18 protein-coding genes are annotated in these 15080 nt (G+C 68.6%); 3 read left to right on the top strand and 15 right to left on the bottom strand.

Annotated elements, in window-relative coordinates; translation table 11 throughout:
• Positions 1 to 12: 12 nt before the first annotated feature.
• The 11 genes from C1932_RS12945 to ccmA form a co-directional block, all read right to left on the bottom strand.
• Entirely contained in the window at positions 13 to 357 is a 345-nt protein-coding gene (locus tag C1932_RS12945; RefSeq protein WP_108762452.1) for a DUF1294 domain-containing protein, read from the bottom strand.
• Positions 358 to 1470 (bottom strand): homoserine O-acetyltransferase, encoded by a 1113-nt coding sequence (locus C1932_RS12940; protein ID WP_108762451.1) that lies wholly within the window; start codon positions 1468 to 1470, stop codon positions 358 to 360. It abuts the gene before it with no gap.
• 131 nt (positions 1471 to 1601) lie between these two features.
• The gene (locus C1932_RS12935) at positions 1602 to 2594 is read right to left on the bottom strand and encodes a tetratricopeptide repeat protein (RefSeq protein ID WP_108762450.1); all 993 of its coding nucleotides are present in this window, start codon (positions 2592 to 2594) and stop codon (positions 1602 to 1604) included.
• Positions 2588 to 3064: a cytochrome c-type biogenesis protein gene (locus tag C1932_RS12930; RefSeq protein ID WP_108762449.1), complete on the bottom strand. Its 477-nt coding sequence runs from the start codon at positions 3062 to 3064 to the stop codon at positions 2588 to 2590. Before C1932_RS12930 ends, C1932_RS12935 begins: the two co-directional genes overlap by 7 nt.
• Positions 3033 to 3650: a DsbE family thiol:disulfide interchange protein gene (locus C1932_RS12925; RefSeq protein ID WP_108762448.1), complete on the bottom strand. Its 618-nt coding sequence runs from the start codon at positions 3648 to 3650 to the stop codon at positions 3033 to 3035. The genes C1932_RS12930 and C1932_RS12925 overlap by 32 nt, the downstream gene beginning before the upstream one ends.
• A gap of 8 nt (positions 3651 to 3658) precedes the next feature.
• On the bottom strand, positions 3659 to 5578 hold the full coding sequence (locus C1932_RS12920; RefSeq protein WP_108750110.1) for a heme lyase CcmF/NrfE family subunit: 1920 nt from the start codon (positions 5576 to 5578) through the stop codon (positions 3659 to 3661).
• 12 nt (positions 5579 to 5590) lie between these two features.
• Entirely contained in the window at positions 5591 to 6052 is a 462-nt protein-coding gene (gene ccmE, locus C1932_RS12915; RefSeq protein WP_108750109.1) for a cytochrome c maturation protein CcmE, read from the bottom strand.
• Positions 6049 to 6234 (bottom strand): heme exporter protein CcmD, encoded by a 186-nt coding sequence (gene ccmD, locus C1932_RS12910; RefSeq protein ID WP_108753608.1) that lies wholly within the window; start codon positions 6232 to 6234, stop codon positions 6049 to 6051. The genes ccmE and ccmD overlap by 4 nt, the downstream gene beginning before the upstream one ends.
• Complete coding sequence (gene ccmC, locus C1932_RS12905) at positions 6231 to 7007, bottom strand: heme ABC transporter permease CcmC (protein WP_108762447.1); 777 nt, start codon at positions 7005 to 7007, stop codon at positions 6231 to 6233. The genes ccmD and ccmC overlap by 4 nt, the downstream gene beginning before the upstream one ends.
• Positions 7008 to 7050: 43 nt before the next feature.
• A complete protein-coding gene (gene ccmB, locus C1932_RS12900; protein ID WP_108762446.1) occupies positions 7051 to 7746 on the bottom strand; it encodes a heme exporter protein CcmB in 696 nt (231 codons plus the stop codon).
• On the bottom strand, positions 7743 to 8390 hold the full coding sequence (gene ccmA / locus C1932_RS12895) for a heme ABC exporter ATP-binding protein CcmA (protein ID WP_108753605.1): 648 nt from the start codon (positions 8388 to 8390) through the stop codon (positions 7743 to 7745). Before ccmA ends, ccmB begins: the two co-directional genes overlap by 4 nt.
• Positions 8391 to 8563: 173 nt before the next feature.
• Between ccmA and C1932_RS12890 the strand changes: the two genes are divergently transcribed.
• From C1932_RS12890 to C1932_RS12880, 3 genes are all read left to right on the top strand, one after another.
• The gene (locus C1932_RS12890; RefSeq protein WP_108753604.1) at positions 8564 to 9712 is read left to right on the top strand and encodes a pyridoxal phosphate-dependent aminotransferase; all 1149 of its coding nucleotides are present in this window, start codon (positions 8564 to 8566) and stop codon (positions 9710 to 9712) included.
• 12 nt (positions 9713 to 9724) lie between these two features.
• Positions 9725 to 10531, top strand: coding sequence for an amidohydrolase (locus tag C1932_RS12885; RefSeq protein WP_108762445.1), 807 nt, complete (start codon positions 9725 to 9727; stop codon positions 10529 to 10531).
• A 113-nt stretch (positions 10532 to 10644) separates the two neighbouring features.
• Positions 10645 to 11079 carry a hypothetical protein gene (locus C1932_RS12880; RefSeq protein WP_108751591.1) on the top strand — a complete coding sequence of 145 codons (435 nt, stop codon included), beginning with the start codon at positions 10645 to 10647 and terminating at the stop codon, positions 11077 to 11079.
• A 3-nt stretch (positions 11080 to 11082) separates the two neighbouring features.
• On the opposite strand, the gene C1932_RS12875 is transcribed toward C1932_RS12880, so the two are convergent.
• From C1932_RS12875 to C1932_RS12860, 4 genes are all read right to left on the bottom strand, one after another.
• The gene (locus C1932_RS12875; protein WP_108753602.1) at positions 11083 to 11343 is read right to left on the bottom strand and encodes a hypothetical protein; all 261 of its coding nucleotides are present in this window, start codon (positions 11341 to 11343) and stop codon (positions 11083 to 11085) included.
• 197 nt (positions 11344 to 11540) lie between these two features.
• A complete protein-coding gene (locus tag C1932_RS12870) occupies positions 11541 to 13232 on the bottom strand; it encodes a pseudouridine synthase (protein ID WP_108753601.1) in 1692 nt (563 codons plus the stop codon).
• Positions 13225 to 14103, bottom strand: a complete 879-nt coding sequence (gene scpB / locus C1932_RS12865) for an SMC-Scp complex subunit ScpB (protein ID WP_108762444.1) — start codon at positions 14101 to 14103, stop codon at positions 13225 to 13227. The genes C1932_RS12870 and scpB overlap by 8 nt, the downstream gene beginning before the upstream one ends.
• 13 nt (positions 14104 to 14116) lie before the next feature.
• Entirely contained in the window at positions 14117 to 15022 is a 906-nt protein-coding gene (locus C1932_RS12860) for a ScpA family protein (RefSeq protein ID WP_108762443.1), read from the bottom strand.
• Positions 15023 to 15080: the final 58 nt, after the last annotated feature.

The raw sequence follows: 15080 nt of genomic DNA, 5'->3' as shown, positions 1-15080 counted from the left end.
CCCGGCGGGGGCTCAGCGCGAAAATTCGCGCAGCATCACCGCGATCGAGGCCACGTTCGCCACCACGCACAGCCAGAACACCCACTGGAATTCCGCCTTGCGGTGCTTGTGCCGGAACAGCGCCTGGCCCAGCAGCGCACCGGGCCAGCCACCGGCGAACGCCAGAAGCTGCAACGTGCGTTCGGGAATGCGCCACTGCTTGCGCTGTGCCGCCCGCTTGTCATGCCCGTACAGCCCGAACGACACCACGCTGGCCAGCACGCACCAGCCGACCAGCCACAGCGGCAGCACGCCACTGACCGTCAACGCGATGAGCGCGCCGAACGCGGCCAGCGCGAGGTTGCGCCGCCAGGCCACTTACAGTCCGTCGAGGAAACCGCGCACGGCCGGGCCGAAGCGATCGAAATCGACGAGGAATGCGTCGTGCCCCTGCGGCGAGTCCAGGCCGATGAAGCGCGCGTCGGCGCCACCGGCACGCAGGCCGTCGGCCACCTGTTGCTGCTGCTGCACCGGGAACAGGATGTCGGTGTTGGCGCCGATGGCCAGCGCCTTTTCGACACGGATCTTCGCCAGCCCGGCCAGCACGTCACCGTCGGCATACTCGGCCAGGTCGAACCAGTCCATCGAACGACTCAGGTACAGGTAGCAGTTGGGATCGAAGAAGCGCACGAAGCGCCGTGCGTGGCCTTCCAGATAGCTTTCCACCTGGAATTCCAGGCCGAACGGATCGTCGTCGGTCTGGTCCGAATCCAGTCGCACGCGTCCGAAGCGGCCATCCCATTCCAGCGCCGAACGATAGGTGATCACCCCGAGCTTGCGCGCCATGCGCATGCCCGATTCTGGGTAGTGCGCATCGTCGTAGCGGCCGCCGTTCCACTGCGGGTCCAGGCGGATGGCTTCGCGCTGCAGTGAACGGATGGCGATGGAGAACGGCAACGCCTGCGCGCTGCCGGAAATGTTGATGTGGCTGCGGGCGATGCCCGGCTGCAGCATCAGCACCGCCAGCGCGGTCATGCCGCCCATCGAATTGCCGATCACGCAGGCCAGCTGTTCGATGCCCAGCGCATGCACGACCTCGATGGCTGCGCGCGCACCGTCTTCCACCGACAGTTCCGGGAAGTCGAGGCGATAGGGCTCGCCAGTGGCCGGATTCAACGAGGCCGGGCCGGTAGAGCCCTTGCAGCTGCCCAGCGAGTTCACGCAGACCACGAACCAGCGGTCGGTGTCGATCGGCTTGCCCGCGCCGACCATCGCTTCCCACCAGCCCGGGGCCGGGTTGTCGTCATTGGCCGCCGCGTGGGCATCGGGCGACAGCCCGGTGACGATCAGGATCGCGTTGCGGCCGTCGGCGGCCAGCGTGCCCCAGGTCTCGTAGGCCACGCGCGCGCCGTGCAGGGCGCCACCGCGCTTGAACGGGAACGGCGAGGGCAGGGCATGGAAGCGGGTGCCGGGCGGAATGAATTCAGTCATGGCGCCATTCTAGCGGGGCGGCCCGTGGAGCTGGCGGCACGCTGGTTTCCATGGACGGCATGCGCGCAAAGCCGCCGGGCATGGCCCGGCGCTACCGGTCATGCGGCCCGGCGAGCGCAGCGGTGCGCGAACTACGGGAACCGCAGTTCCACCACGCCGTCATGCGGCAGCGTTACCCGCACCGCCTCGCTCTGCAGGTCGCCTTCGCCACGGTTGGCGCTGCCGCTGCGTGAAATGCGCGCCAGCACCTCCACCTCGCGGTGCGCCGACAGCGGTGCGGTCGGCATCGGGCTGTCAGCGTCGCCCAGACCGACCGTGGCCGGGAAGGCGGTCAACGGCAGCTTGCGCGCCGCCACCGGCATTGGCGGGCCGCCCACGGCGCGGGCCAGCACGAACACCTGCGCACTGGCCGGCCAGTCGCCGTGCTTCACCGCGTCGGGCAGCTGCACCTGCAGCTGCAGCAACGCCGGTGCCGCCGTGGTGGAAGGATCGACTGACTGTCCCGCGGCTTCGCGGGCAATCGCAATCTGCGCCTGCAGGGCCTGCGCGGCGCCCGGTTCCAGCTGCGGCAGCAGGCTGCTCCAGATCTCGGCCGCTTCGGCATTGCGGCCGCGCTGGCGCAGGGCAATGCCCAGCAGCCAGCTGGCCCGCTCGGCCTGCGGTGCCACCCGCCGCGCCTGCTGCAACCACGCCATGGCGGTGTCATCGAACTGCTTGCCGGCATCGGCCTGCGCGCGCGCCTGCGCCGCTTCCACCAGCACGCCTGCATCGTCCGGTGCCAATGCTGCGGCACGTGCAAAGGCATCGGCCGCCGCCTGTGCATCGCCCAGTTCGGTCTGTGAACGGCCCAGCAGCGCCCAGCCATCGGCGCGTTGCGGATCGCGATCAAGGGCCTGCTGCAGCGCCGTTACACCGTCGCGCAGGGTCGCCACCGACGGCGCCGGCTGCACCTGCGCTGCGCGCGGGTCGCCCACCAGCAGGTACAGGCAGGCACCGGCCACGCCCAGCGCGAACACGCCCAGTACGAAACCGCGGCGCCCCTGCCGGCGCAGCGGCCACAGCACCAGCGCGGCCATCACCGCGGCCACCAGGCCGGCCAGCACGGGCAGTGTGTAGCTCACCAGCCATCTCCTTCATCGGCGTTGCGGTCGGCCGCTGCCGGTGCCAGCGTGCGGCCGCGCCGGCGCACGATGCCCAGCACCAGCAGGGCACCACCGCCAAGGATCAGCAACGGCCCGCCCCACAGCAGCCAGGTACCCGGCTGCAGCGGCGGCTGGTACAGCACGAATTCGCCGTAGCGGGCGACCATGAACTGTTTGATCTGAGCATCGTCGTGGCCCTGCTGCATCAGCTGCAGCACTTCACGGCGCAGGTCCTGGGCGATCTGTGCGTTGGAATCGGCCAGCGACTGGTTCTGGCACTGTACGCAGCGCAGCTGCGCGGCCAGGTCGTGGAAGCGGGCCTCTTCGGCCGCGCTGCGGAAGGCGAGCGGCCGTGGGTCGTGCAGCGGCTGCTGCGCCAGTGCGGGCAGCGCCGCGCACAGCAGCAGCGCCAGCAGCGCGTTACGGATTGCCGTGCAGGCCGGTATCGGCATGGCCCTGGGCCTTTTCGATCTTCTGCAGCGCGGGAATCAGCTTTTCGTCCACCACCTGCTGGGTCATCGCGCCGCTGTACTTCCAGCGCACGATGCCACTGCCATCGACCAGGAAGGTTTCCGGCGCGGCGGTAACGCCCCAGTCGATCGCGGTACGGCCTTCCATGTCACTGAGCACCACCATGAACGGGTTGCCCAATGTCTCCAGCCAGTGCAGCGCATCGGTGGGCTCGTCCTTCCAGTTGTAGCCGATCACGCGCACGCGCTTGCTTTCGGCGAAGCGGGTCAGCACCGGGTGTTCCTCGCGGCAGGCCGCGCACCAGCTGCCCCACACGTTCAGCAGGTAGGGCGCACCGCGCAGCTCTTCGCTGCGCACGGTCATGCCGGGGTCGTGCAGCACCGGCAGCGCGAAGGCGGGGGCCGGCTTGTCGATCAGCGCGGAAGGCAGCACGTCGCGCTGCGGATCCCCCGACTTCATCACCCCGTACACCATCAACCCCAGCAGGCCGAAGAAGAACAGCACGCCGATGACGATGGCGATGGGGGGCAGCGGGCGCGATGGACGCGAGGCAGGGGACGACGACATGAAAACTCCTACGGACGACGGAAACGGCGGTCGGCGGCGGTGATGAATCCGCCCAGTGCCATCAGCAGTGCGCCCAGCCAGATCCAGCGCACGAACGGTTTGATGTGCACCCGTACCGCCCACGCATTGTTGCCCAGCGGCTCGCCCAATGCCACGTAGACATCACCGTTCAGGCGTGCATCGATGCCGGCCTCGGTCATCACCTGGCCGCCGCTGGCGTACTGGCGTTTTTCCGGGTGCAGCAGGGCCTGCTCGCGGCCGTTGCGGAACACCCGCAGGTGGCCACGGTCGGCCACGAAATTGGGGCCTTCGCGGTGGTCCACGCCTTCGAAGCGGACTTCGTAGCGGCCGACGACCAGCTGCTGCCCCGGCGCCAGCGCCACTTCGCGCTGCACGTTCAGTGCTTCCACCAGCAGCGCCCCGGCCAGGAACACTGCCATGCCGCCATGGGCCACGATCATGCCGAGCATTTCGGCGGTGAAGCGGCCATTGCCGCGCAGCCGCTGCCAGACGAAGCGGGCGGTGCCCAGGCCGACCCAGGCCGCGGCCGCGACGCCCAGCCCTGCCTTCCAGCCATTCTGCGGCGCCTGCCACCACGCCAGCGCACCCAGCACGATGGCCAGCCCCATCCACGGCGCCAGCAGGGCCAAGGCGCGCGAGGGCTGGTCGCGTTGCCACTTCACCAGCGGCCCGAACGGCAGCAGCAGCACCAGCGGCGCCATCAGCAGCAGGAACAGGCTGCCGAAGTACGGTGGGCCGACCGAAATCTTGCCCAGCGACAAGGCATCGGCCAGCAGCGGGTACAGGGTGCCCAGCAGCACCATGGCGCAGGCCGTGGCCAGCAACAGGTTGTTGCCCAGCAGCAGGGTCTCGCGCGAGGTGGCGGTGAAGCCGCGGCGTGGATCATCGCTGTCCATGCCCAGACGGCCGGCACGCAGCGCGTACAGCAGCAGGCTGCCACCGACCAGCAGCGACAGGAAGATCAGGATGAACAGGCCACGCGACGGGTCGGCGGCGAACGAATGCACGCTGGTCAGCACGCCCGAGCGCACCAGGAAGGTGCCCAGCAGGGACAGCGCGAAGGCGGCGATGGCCAGCAGCAGGGTCCAGCTGCCGAAGGTGCCGCGCTTTTCAGTGACGGCCTGCGAATGGATCAGTGCGGCGCCGACCAGCCACGGCATGAAACTGGCGTTCTCCACCGGGTCCCAGAACCACCAGCCGCCCCAGCCCAGCTCGTAATACGCCCACCAGCTGCCCAGTGCGATGCCCAGGGTCAAAAAGCCCCACGCCACGTTGGTCCACGGCCGCGTCCAGCGCTGCCAGCGTGCATCCACGCGGCCTTCCAGCAGCGCGGCGACGGCGAAGGCGAAGGGCACCGAAAACCCGACGTAGCCCAGGTACAGCATCGGAGGGTGGATGATCAGGCCCGGGTCCTGCAGCAGCGGATTCAGGTCGCGGCCTTCCAGCGGCGCCGGGTTCAGGCGCAGGAACGGGTTGGAGGTGAAGATCAGGAAGGCCAGGAAGCCGACGCTGACCACGCCCATCACCGCCAGCACGCGGGCCTGCACCGGGGCCGGCAACTGCCGCGAGAACAGCGCCACGGCACCGGTCCACAGCGCCAGCACCAGTGCCCACATCAGCAGCGAACCCTCGTGCGCGCCCCACACCGCCGAATAGCGGTAGATCAGCGGCAGCAGCGAATTGGAATTTTCGGCCACGTAGCGCACCGAAAAGTCCTGCTGCACGAAGGCCGCCGTCAGCACCGCGAAGGCAGCGGCCACCAGCAGCAGCTGGGCGAAGGCGGCCGGGCGTGCGGTGGCCATCCAGGCGCTGTTGCCGCGCTGCGCGCCGGCCAGCGGCAGGCCGGCCTGCAGCAGCGCCGCCAGCAACGCACACAACAGCAGGATCTGACCCAGTTCTGGCAGCACTCCCGGCAGCACTCAGCGCACCTCGGGCGCCGTTACCGGCACGTCGTGCTTGCGATGGGCATCGCCCATCTTGTCGGCCACTTCCTTGGGCACGTAATTCTCATCGTGCTTGGCCAACACTTCGTCGGCCACGAACACCCCGTCCTGCAGGCGGCCGCTGGCGACCACGGCGGTACCCTCGCGGAACATGTCCGGCAGGATGCGATCGGTGCTGACCGGCAGCGTGGCATCGCCATCGGTCACCACGAAATGTGCCTGCAGCGAACCACTGGGGCGATCGAAGGAGCCCTTCACCACCATGCCGCCCAGGCGGAAGCGCGACTGCGCGTCGACATCCCCGCGCAGCACTTCAGACGGCGTGTAGAGATAGGCGATATTGCGCTGCAGGGCGAAGGCCACCAGGGTGGTCGCCAGCCCGGATGCCAACAGCAGCAGCATTACCCAGACCATGCGGCGTCGCTGCACCGGCGTCATCGGCTGAGCTCGGTGGCCAGCGGCGCCGCTGCCGGGCCGTTGCTGCGCGCCTGCAACCGCTGCTGGCGGCGTTGTGCCTGTTGCCGGGCGTGGCGCAGGCGCAGCCAGGAACCCAGCGCATCGCAGCCCAGCACCAGCAGGAACACCGAGAACGCCGCGATCAGATAGGGCAGGTGGGTCATGGCCGTGGCTCCGTGTGGCGGGCTGCCGGTTGCGTGCCGAAGCGTTCGCCGATCCAGGCCTTGCCGGCCTCGCGGGCGATGTTGTCGGCGCGCGCCTTGGCCAGCAGCGAGCCGACGAACCACAGCTTGGTGGCCACCACCATCCACCACAGCGGCGCAATCAGTTCCGGGCGTACCGCGTTTTCGCCGAACACATTGATCGACTGGCGCTGGTGCAGTGCCCCCCACCAGTCCACCGAATAGCGGATGACCGGCAGCAGGCCCACGCCGATGATCGCCAGCAGCCCGGCGGCGCGCGCGGCGCTGCGGCGGTCCTCGATGGCGTGGTACAGCCCGATCACGCCCAGGTACAGGAACAGCAGGATCAGCTCACTGGTCATGCGCGGGTCCCAGTCCCACCAAGTGCCCCAGGTGCCTTTTCCCCAGATGCTGCCGGTCAGCAGGGTGATCAGGGTGAAGCCGGCGCCCATCGGCGCACAGGCCATGGCCAGGATTTCGCAGATCTTGATCCGCCAGATCAGTGCGATGGCGGAATAGGCCGCCATCAGCGCGAACACGAACAGGCTCATCCAGGCACTGGGCACGTGGATGTAGATGATGCGGAAGGCATCGTGCTGGTTCTGTTCCGGCGGCGCCACGAACAGCCCCTGCCACAGGCCGATCAGCAGCACCGGTACCGCTGCGGCGTAGAACACGCGGGACCAGCGCGCGGCGAAACGATCGAAGGTCGGAGGTGAACCGAGTTGGTGGAACCAGCGGACGATCGGATTCATGCGTGGCGGCTATCCAGCAGGGATGGATTGGCTCTCAGCTCGTTCAACTCAGAGAAATACGGATGGCCGCGGCCGTGGCCAGCGGTGCCAGCACCAGGGCAACCACCAGCCCCGCGCCCAGCATCAGCAGCGCACCGACTGGATCCTGCCCACGGCCGGCTGCCGCCAGACTGCCTGCACCGAACACCAGCACCGGTACATACAGCGGCAACGACAGCAACGCCACGAGAATACCAGAGCGCCGGATGCCGACGGTCAGTGCTGCCACCACACCGCCGATCAGGCTCAACACGGGTGTTCCCAGCAGCAACGATGCCAGCAACATCGTCAGTTGGTCATGTGGCAGATGCAGCATTTCCGCCAGCAACGGGCTGACCACGATCAGCGGCAGCGCCGTGGTGGCCCAGTGCACCAGCACCCGCACCAATACCAGCCAGGCCAACGGCACCGGGGCCAGCAGCCATTGTTCCAGCGAGCCGTCTTCGGCATCGGAACGGAACAGCGAGTCCAGCGCCAGTTGCCCGGCCAGCAGAACCGCCAGCCACAGCACGGCACCGGCCGTAGCGGCCAGCGACTGCGGATCGCGGCCCTGGGCCAGGGCGAACAGCACCACCACCAGCAGCGCGAACAGCAGCGGCTGCAGGGCATCGCCACGGCGGCGCCACAGCAGGCGCATGTCGCGCGCCACCAGGGCGCGCGCGGTCTGCCACAGACCCGGTTCGGTGCCCGGCGCGATCATGCGGCTTCTCCCTGGGCAAGATCCGGCTGCAGTTGCAGCAGGCGCGTGCGTACCGGCGGTGCGGCATAGGCACCATGGGTGGTGACCAGGGCGGCACCGCCACTGCGCAGGTGCGCCGAAATCATCCGGTTGACCAGGTTGATGCCGTCCAGGTCCAGGTTGGCGTAGGGCTCGTCCAGCAGCCACAGCGGGGCCGGTGACAGCCAGATGCGGGCCAGTGCCAGCCGCCGTTTCTGCCCGGCCGACAGGTGCCGCACCAGGGTGTCCTCGTAACCGGCCAGGCCGACGATGGCCAGCGCATTGCCCGGCATCTGCCGCGCACGCCGCCCATGCAGGCCGCACAGGAAGTGCAGGTTTTCCAGCGTGTCCAGGTCCGGCTTCAGCGCGGGCAGGTGGCTCAGGTAGGCCACGTAGCGCGCGCGCTCGGCCGTGCTGGCCTGCTTGCCGTCGATGCGTACCTGACCGGCGCCCGGCCGGGCCAGGCCGGCCAGCACGCGCAGCAGGGTGGTCTTGCCGGCGCCGTTGCCGCCCTGCACCAGCAGCGCCTCGCCGGCGTCCACATGGAAGTCCAGCGGGCCGAACACGGGCTCATCATTGCGGGAGAAGCTCAGGCCGCTGGCGGCCAGCAATGCAGGGGTGTTCAAGGGCCAGGGATCTTCATGCCGGGGTGCGGCGGCAATTGTAGCGGTGAATGCGGCCCCGGTAGCGCCGGACCAGGGCGGCTGGCGACGTGGAATATGCAAAGAACGGCCCGGTTCCGCAGGCAGGGCGTGGATTTCGTACACTTCCGGGCCTTGTTCTCCCATATTCCAGGCCGATGCAACCGAACACCAAGCTGCCCAAGGTCGGCACCACCATCTTCACGGTCATGTCCCAGCTCGCCGCCGAACACGGCGCGGTCAACCTGGGCCAGGGCTTCCCGGACTTCTCCGCACCGCAGCGGCTGATCGACGAGACCAGCAAGGCCATGGCGGCCGGCTTGAACCAGTACCCGCCGATGACCGGCGTGGCGCCGCTGCGCCAGGCCATCGCGCAGAAGTCGCTGGACCTGTACGGCGCCACCATCGACCCGGACACCGAGATCACCGTGACCAGCGGTGCCACCGAGGCCATCTTCAACGCCATCCACGCCGTGGTGCGTGCCGGCGAGGAAGTGATCGTGCTGGACCCGGCCTACGACTGCTACGAACCGGCCATCGAGCTGGCCGGCGCCACCGCCGTGCACGTGCCGCTGGACCCGCAGACCTTTGCCGTGGACTGGGACCGCGTGCGCGCGGCAATCACCCCGCGCACCCGCATGCTGATGGTCAACACCCCGCACAACCCGTCCGGCGCCATGCTGGACGAGGCCGACATGCAGGCGCTGGCCGACCTGCTGCGCGGTACGCAGATCTACCTGATTTCCGATGAGGTGTACGAGCACATCATCTACGACGGCCGCCGCCACGAATCGGCGCTGCGTTACCCGGAACTGCGCGAGCGCACCTTCGTCATCTCCAGCTTCGGCAAGACCTACCACTGCACCGGCTGGAAGATCGGCTACGCGGTGGCGCCGCCGCTGCTGACCGCCGAATTCCGCAAGGTGCACCAGTACAACACCTTCACCAGCTTCGGCCCGGCCCAGTATGGGTTTGCCGCGATGATCCGCGACGAGCCGGAACACCACCTGGAACTGGGTGCGTTCTACCAGGCCAAGCGCGATCGCTTCCGCGAACAGCTGGCCGGCACGCGCCTGAAGCCGCTGCCGGTGCCGGGCGGCTACTTCCAGCTGGTCGACTATTCGGACATCAGCGATCTGCCCGACCACGAATTCGTGAAGTGGCTGACGATTGAAAAGGGCGTGACCGCCATTCCGCTGTCGCCGTTCTACGAAACCGCGCCGGTGGGCCAGCGCCTGGTGCGCCTGTGCTTTGCCAAGAACGAAGCCACCCTGGACGCGGCGATCGAACGCCTGCGCCTGCTCTGAGGGGACACGACCATGCAGGACCTGCGTATTTCCCTCGTCCAGGGCGACACCCGCTGGCATGACCCGACGGGCAACCGCGATTACTACGGCGCGCTGCTGGCGCCGCTGGCCGGCCGCACCGACCTGGTGATCCTGCCGGAGACCTTCACCAGTGGGTTTTCCAACGATGCCATTGCCCAGGCCGAGGGCATGGACGGCCCGACGGTGGCCTGGCTGCGCGAGCAGGCACGTGCGCTGGATGCCGCGGTGATCGGCAGCGTGCAGCTGCGCGAAGGCGAGGGCGTGTACAACCGCCTGCTGTTTGCCACGCCTGATGGCGAACTGCAGTACTACGACAAGCGCCACCTGTTCCGCTACGGCGGCGAGCACGAACGCTATGCCGCCGGCCGCGACCGCCTGAGCGTGGAATGGAAGGGCTGGCGGATCAACCCGCAGGTCTGCTACGACCTGCGTTTCCCGGTGTTCTGCCGCAACCGCTACAACGTGGAGCGGGCAGGGCAGATGGATTTCGACCTGCAGATCTTCGTGGCCAACTGGCCCTCGGCACGTGCCTATGCGTGGAAGACCCTGCTGCGCGCACGCGCCATCGAGAACCTGTGCTTCGTGGCGGCAGTCAACCGCATCGGTGTGGACGGCAACCAGCTGCACTACGCCGGCGACAGTGCGGTGATCGATTTTCTGGGCCAGCCGCAGGTGGAGATCCGCGAGCGCGAGCAGGTGGTCACCACCACCATCTCGGCCGAGGCCCTGGCCGCGCACCGCGCGCGCTTCCCGGCCATGCTCGATGCCGACGCCTTCCATCTGGACGAGCGCGCCTGAGCGCACGCTGCGGCGGCTGAACGCTTGCCGCACCCACGCGCGCGCCTGCATCCACCGTGCACGCGCGCGCTGCTAGATTCGCCGGCAGTCCGAATGAAGTGGAAGTGCTGCCGATGAAGAAGTCCCTTGCCCTGCTGCTGGCCCTTGCCGCCAGCGCCCTGGCCCCGGCCGCGCAGGCCGGCGGCAACCTGGATTGCCAGTTGCGCTACAACCTGTCCGGCTGGTCGCTGATCTACAAGACCGCCTCGGGCACCGGCACGGTCCGCTGCAGCAACGGCGCCAGCATGCCGGTGCGCATCCAGCTCAAGGGCGGTGGCCTGACCGTGGGCAAGTCGAAGATCACCGATGGCCGTGGCAGTTTCACCGGCGCCAGCAGCGTGGGTGAGCTGCTGGGCACCTATGCCTCGGTCGGTGCCCATGCCGGTGCGGTGAAATCCAGCAACGCCCAGGTGATGACCAAGGGCGACATCTCGCTGGCCCTGTCCGGCACCGGCAAGGGCTGGGACCTGGGCGTGGATGGTGCGGCGTTCACCATCAGCCGCCGCTGAGCCTTACCAGCCGATCTGCAGGTGCCAGGCGTGGCCGGTCACGCTGAGCTGTTCGACCACGTAGCCGCGATCCTGGTAATGCGCCAGTACCGCTTCGGCCTGGCCTTCGCGGGCCTGGCCGCGCGGCAGGGACACTACGATGCGGCGTTCGCCCTTGCGCGAGTTGGCGTCGATGGAATGATCGATGTCCTGGATGAATTCGCCGGTGGTGCGGCCAGCGAGGTCGGCGTTGGCGCGGGCCTGGTCGGGGGTGATGCCGGTCATGGGTGTTGCCTTGTCGTGTGAGTGAGCCTTGACGATAGGCAGCGGCCGCACCAGATGCGGCGACCTATGGCACAAATGGCCTGTTTTCAAACAATTCCTAGAGAAAGCCCGCGCAACGATCAGGCGCCCTCACGACCCAGCCACCAACAAAAAACCCCGGCCGAAGCCGGGGTTTTTCATTTCAGCGAGGACCGCGATCAGCCGCCGCGCGGGCCGCTGCGGCGCGGGCCGCCTGGGCCGCGGTTGCCACCAGGGCCACCCGGGCCACGGTTGCCACCCGGACCGCCGGGACCACGGTTGCCGCCCGGGCCACGGTTGCCACCGGGACCGCCCGGACCGCGACCGCCCGGACGGGCGCCGTGCGCCGGCTTCGGGCTGCCATACGGGTTGAAGCCCGGGGTGGCATGGTCGGACGGGAAGCTGGGGGCATTGCCCGGATGGCCGTACGGGTGCTTGTTGCCCTGGCCCTGCGAGCGGTTGCCCGCGCCGGCCGGACGACCCTGGCCGCCACCGGCGCCACCACGGCCTTCGCCGCCGAAGCCGCCACGGCCCTGGCCGCCGGCATTACCGCGACCTTCGCCGCCGAACCCACCACGGCCCTGGCCGCCGCCGGCACCCGCACCCGGGCCCTTCGGCTTGCCGTACGGACGGCCCTGGCCGCCTGCGCCCGGACCACGGGCACCCGGGCCACGCGCGCCGGGGCCGGCGTTGCGGTGGCCGCTCGGGCCGGTGCTCACGCCATCGGGCACATACCAGGTGCGGAACGCGGCCGGGTTGCCTTCCGGCAGCGAACGATCGTTCTTCGGCGCGCGCTGCTTGAACGGCTTCTGCGACTGCTTGGCCGCCGCTTCACCGCTGACGGTCAGGCCGCCCTTGAAGCCGCCGCCCTTGCCGCCACGGCCACGGCCGCGGTCTTCGCGCACGTTGTCGAAGCGGCGCAGTTCGCGGCCTTCATCGGCCGTGCTGTGGCCATTGACGTAAGCGTTGCCGCGGCCACCTTCGCGCACGCGCACGGTGGTCTTGGCGGCGCGGCGCTGGCCGATCACCGGCTGCAGGGTCAGCGCCGACGGCGCGCCTTCTTCCAGCTTCAGCTGCGCACGCAGGGCTTCCACCTGGGCGCTGGGCAGTTCCACGGTCTGGCCACGGGCCAGTTCGCGCGGCAGCGACACCTTGCCGTAGCGGGTGCGCTTGAGGCGGCTGACCTGGCAGCCCTGCGATTCCCACAGGCGGCGCACTTCGCGGTTGCGGCCTTCCTTCACTACCACGCGGAACCAGTCGTGCGAGTCGGTGCCGCCGATGCGTTCGATCTCGTCGAACTTGGCCGGGCCGTCTTCCAGCGCCACGCCACGGGCCAGGCGGTCGACGATCGCGTCGCTGACCTTTTCTTCGCCTTCCGGCGCACGCACGCGCACCACGTACTCGCGCTCGACCTCGAACGACGGGTGCATCATGGCATTGGCCAGTTCACCGTCGGTGGTGGCCAGCAGCAGGCCGGTGGTGTTGATGTCCAGGCGGCCGATCGCGATCCAGCGCGCGCCCTTCAGCGGCGGCAGCGCTTCGAACACGGTCGGGCGGCCTTCGGGATCTTCGCGGGTGGTCACTTCGCCTTCCGGCTTGTTGTAGACCAGCACGCGCGAGGGTTCGGCCAGTGCGGTGGCGACGAAGCCGCGGCCGTCCAGCTCGATCTTGTCGCCGCTCTTGACCGACATGCCGGTCTGCGCGACTTCACCGTTGACCTTGACCAGGCCTTCGGCGATGCGCTGTTCCAGCGCGCGGCGCGAACCCAGCCCGGCCTGGGCCAGCACCTTGTGCAGGCGCTCTTCCAGCTTGAACTGTTCGGAGGTGGCTTCGCGCTTCAGCGACAGCTTGTTACGGGGGGTGTCACTCATCAGATTTGCTCCGGCCGACGGTTTCGAGGTCGGCCTCTGGTTCGGAATCGGCTTGGTCAACAGCCACGGTCGTCATCGCGACGGCGTTGTCTTCGCGTTCGTTCACGGGAACCGCGCGCTCGCCCGGCGCGGAATCGGGGTGCCCAGCATCGAAGGGCGAAGGTGCTTGCTCGTCACTGGCCGGTGCAGGGGCTGCGCCGGCGGAATCGGGGGTGTTGCCAGTGCCTGCGTCCAGGCGGGTGTCATCGTTGGCAGCGCCGTCAGGGTCGGCACTGATGTCCGGGCCGGCGGCGCCGGCGGCGGCCGGGCCGTCACGGTCCAGTGCCAGCTGCGGCTCCAGCTCGCCCAGGTCCTTCAGTTCGGACAGTGGCGGCAATTCGTCCAGCCGCTTCAGCCCAAAGTAGTCCAGGAAGCCCTTGGTGGTGCCAAACAGCGCCGGCTTGCCGGGTACGTCGCGGTGGCCGACCACGCGGATCCACTCGCGTTCTTCCAGCGCCTGGATGATGTTGCTGCTGACGGCCACGCCGCGCACCTGCTCGATCTCGCCGCGGGTGATCGGCTGCCGGTAGGCGATCAGCGCCAGCGTTTCCAGGGTGGCGCGGGTGTAGCGGGTCTTGCGTTCGGTCCACAGCCGGCTGATCCAGCCATGCACTTCGGCGGTCACCTGGTAGCGGAAGCCGGAGGCTACCTCCAACAGTTCCACGCCGCGGCCGGCGCAGGCCTCGCGCAGCTGTTCCAGGGCGCGCTCAATGCTGCCCGGCGGCGCCGGCTCGTCTTCCGGGAACAGGTCTTTCAGCTGGGCCAGGGTGAGCGGCTGGCTGGACGCCAGCAGGGCACCTTCGACAATACGGTTGATCAGCGGTTGGTCCATCGGCAGGCAGCGCTCACTCGTTCTCGTTGGCGGCGTCGTTGTCGTCGAACTCGCTGCTGAACTGCAGCGGGGCGTTGGTGTTGCCGGCCGCCAGCGATTTCACGTAGATCGCCGCCAGCGGTTCTTCCTGCACGATGTCCAGCAGCTGTTCCTTGGCCAGTTCCAGCATGGCCAGGAAGGTGACCAGCACGCCCAGCTTGCCTTCCTCGGCGGTGAACAGACTTTCAAACCGGTAGAACCGGCCATCTTCCATGCGGCCCAGGATCTCGCCCATGCGCTGGCGCACGCTCAGTGCCTCGCGCTTGATCGCATGGCCAGTGAACAGCTCGGCGCGCTTGAGCACGTCGTGCAGGGCCAGCAGCATTTCCTTCAGGTCCACCGGCGGCGGCAGCTTCACCGTCGCTCGTTCCGGCATGAACGCATGCGCCACCGTGGTGTCGCGGTCCTGCCGGGGCAGGGCGTCGATATCCTCCGCCGCCTGCTTGAAACGTTCGTACTCCTGCAGCCGGCGCACCAGCTCGGCGCGCGGGTCGGCCTCGTCGCCGTCCTCGCTGACCGGGCGCGGCAGCAGCATGCGCGACTTCACTTCGGCCAGGATCGCGGCCATCACCAGGTATTCGGCGGCCAGCTCGAAACGCAGCTCGCGCATCACCGTGATGTATTCCACGTACTGCCGGGTGATCTCGGCCACGGGAATGTCCAGCACGTCCAGGTTCTGCCGGCGGATCAGGTACAGCAGCAGGTCCAGCGGCCCTTCGAAGGCATCCAGGATGACTTCCAGCGCGTCCGGCGGGATGTACAGATCCTGCGGAATCTGCAGGACCGGTTGCCCATGCACCACGGCCAGCGGCATTTCCTGCTGCTGGGGGGCGGGCGGCCGGGTTGGCGGGTTCGCGTCGAGCGCGAGTTTGGAAGTCATCTAATGGACGTCAGTATTGCAACGGACCAGTCGCGGTACCCGCCATGCCGGGCCAACG

Source organism: Stenotrophomonas sp. YAU14D1_LEIMI4_1, from assembly GCF_003086815.1.
In the GTDB taxonomy this organism is placed as follows: Bacteria; Pseudomonadota; Gammaproteobacteria; order Xanthomonadales; family Xanthomonadaceae; genus Stenotrophomonas.
Note: the sequence above shows the minus strand (reverse complement) of the source record. Positions and strands in the feature narration are given on the sequence as shown.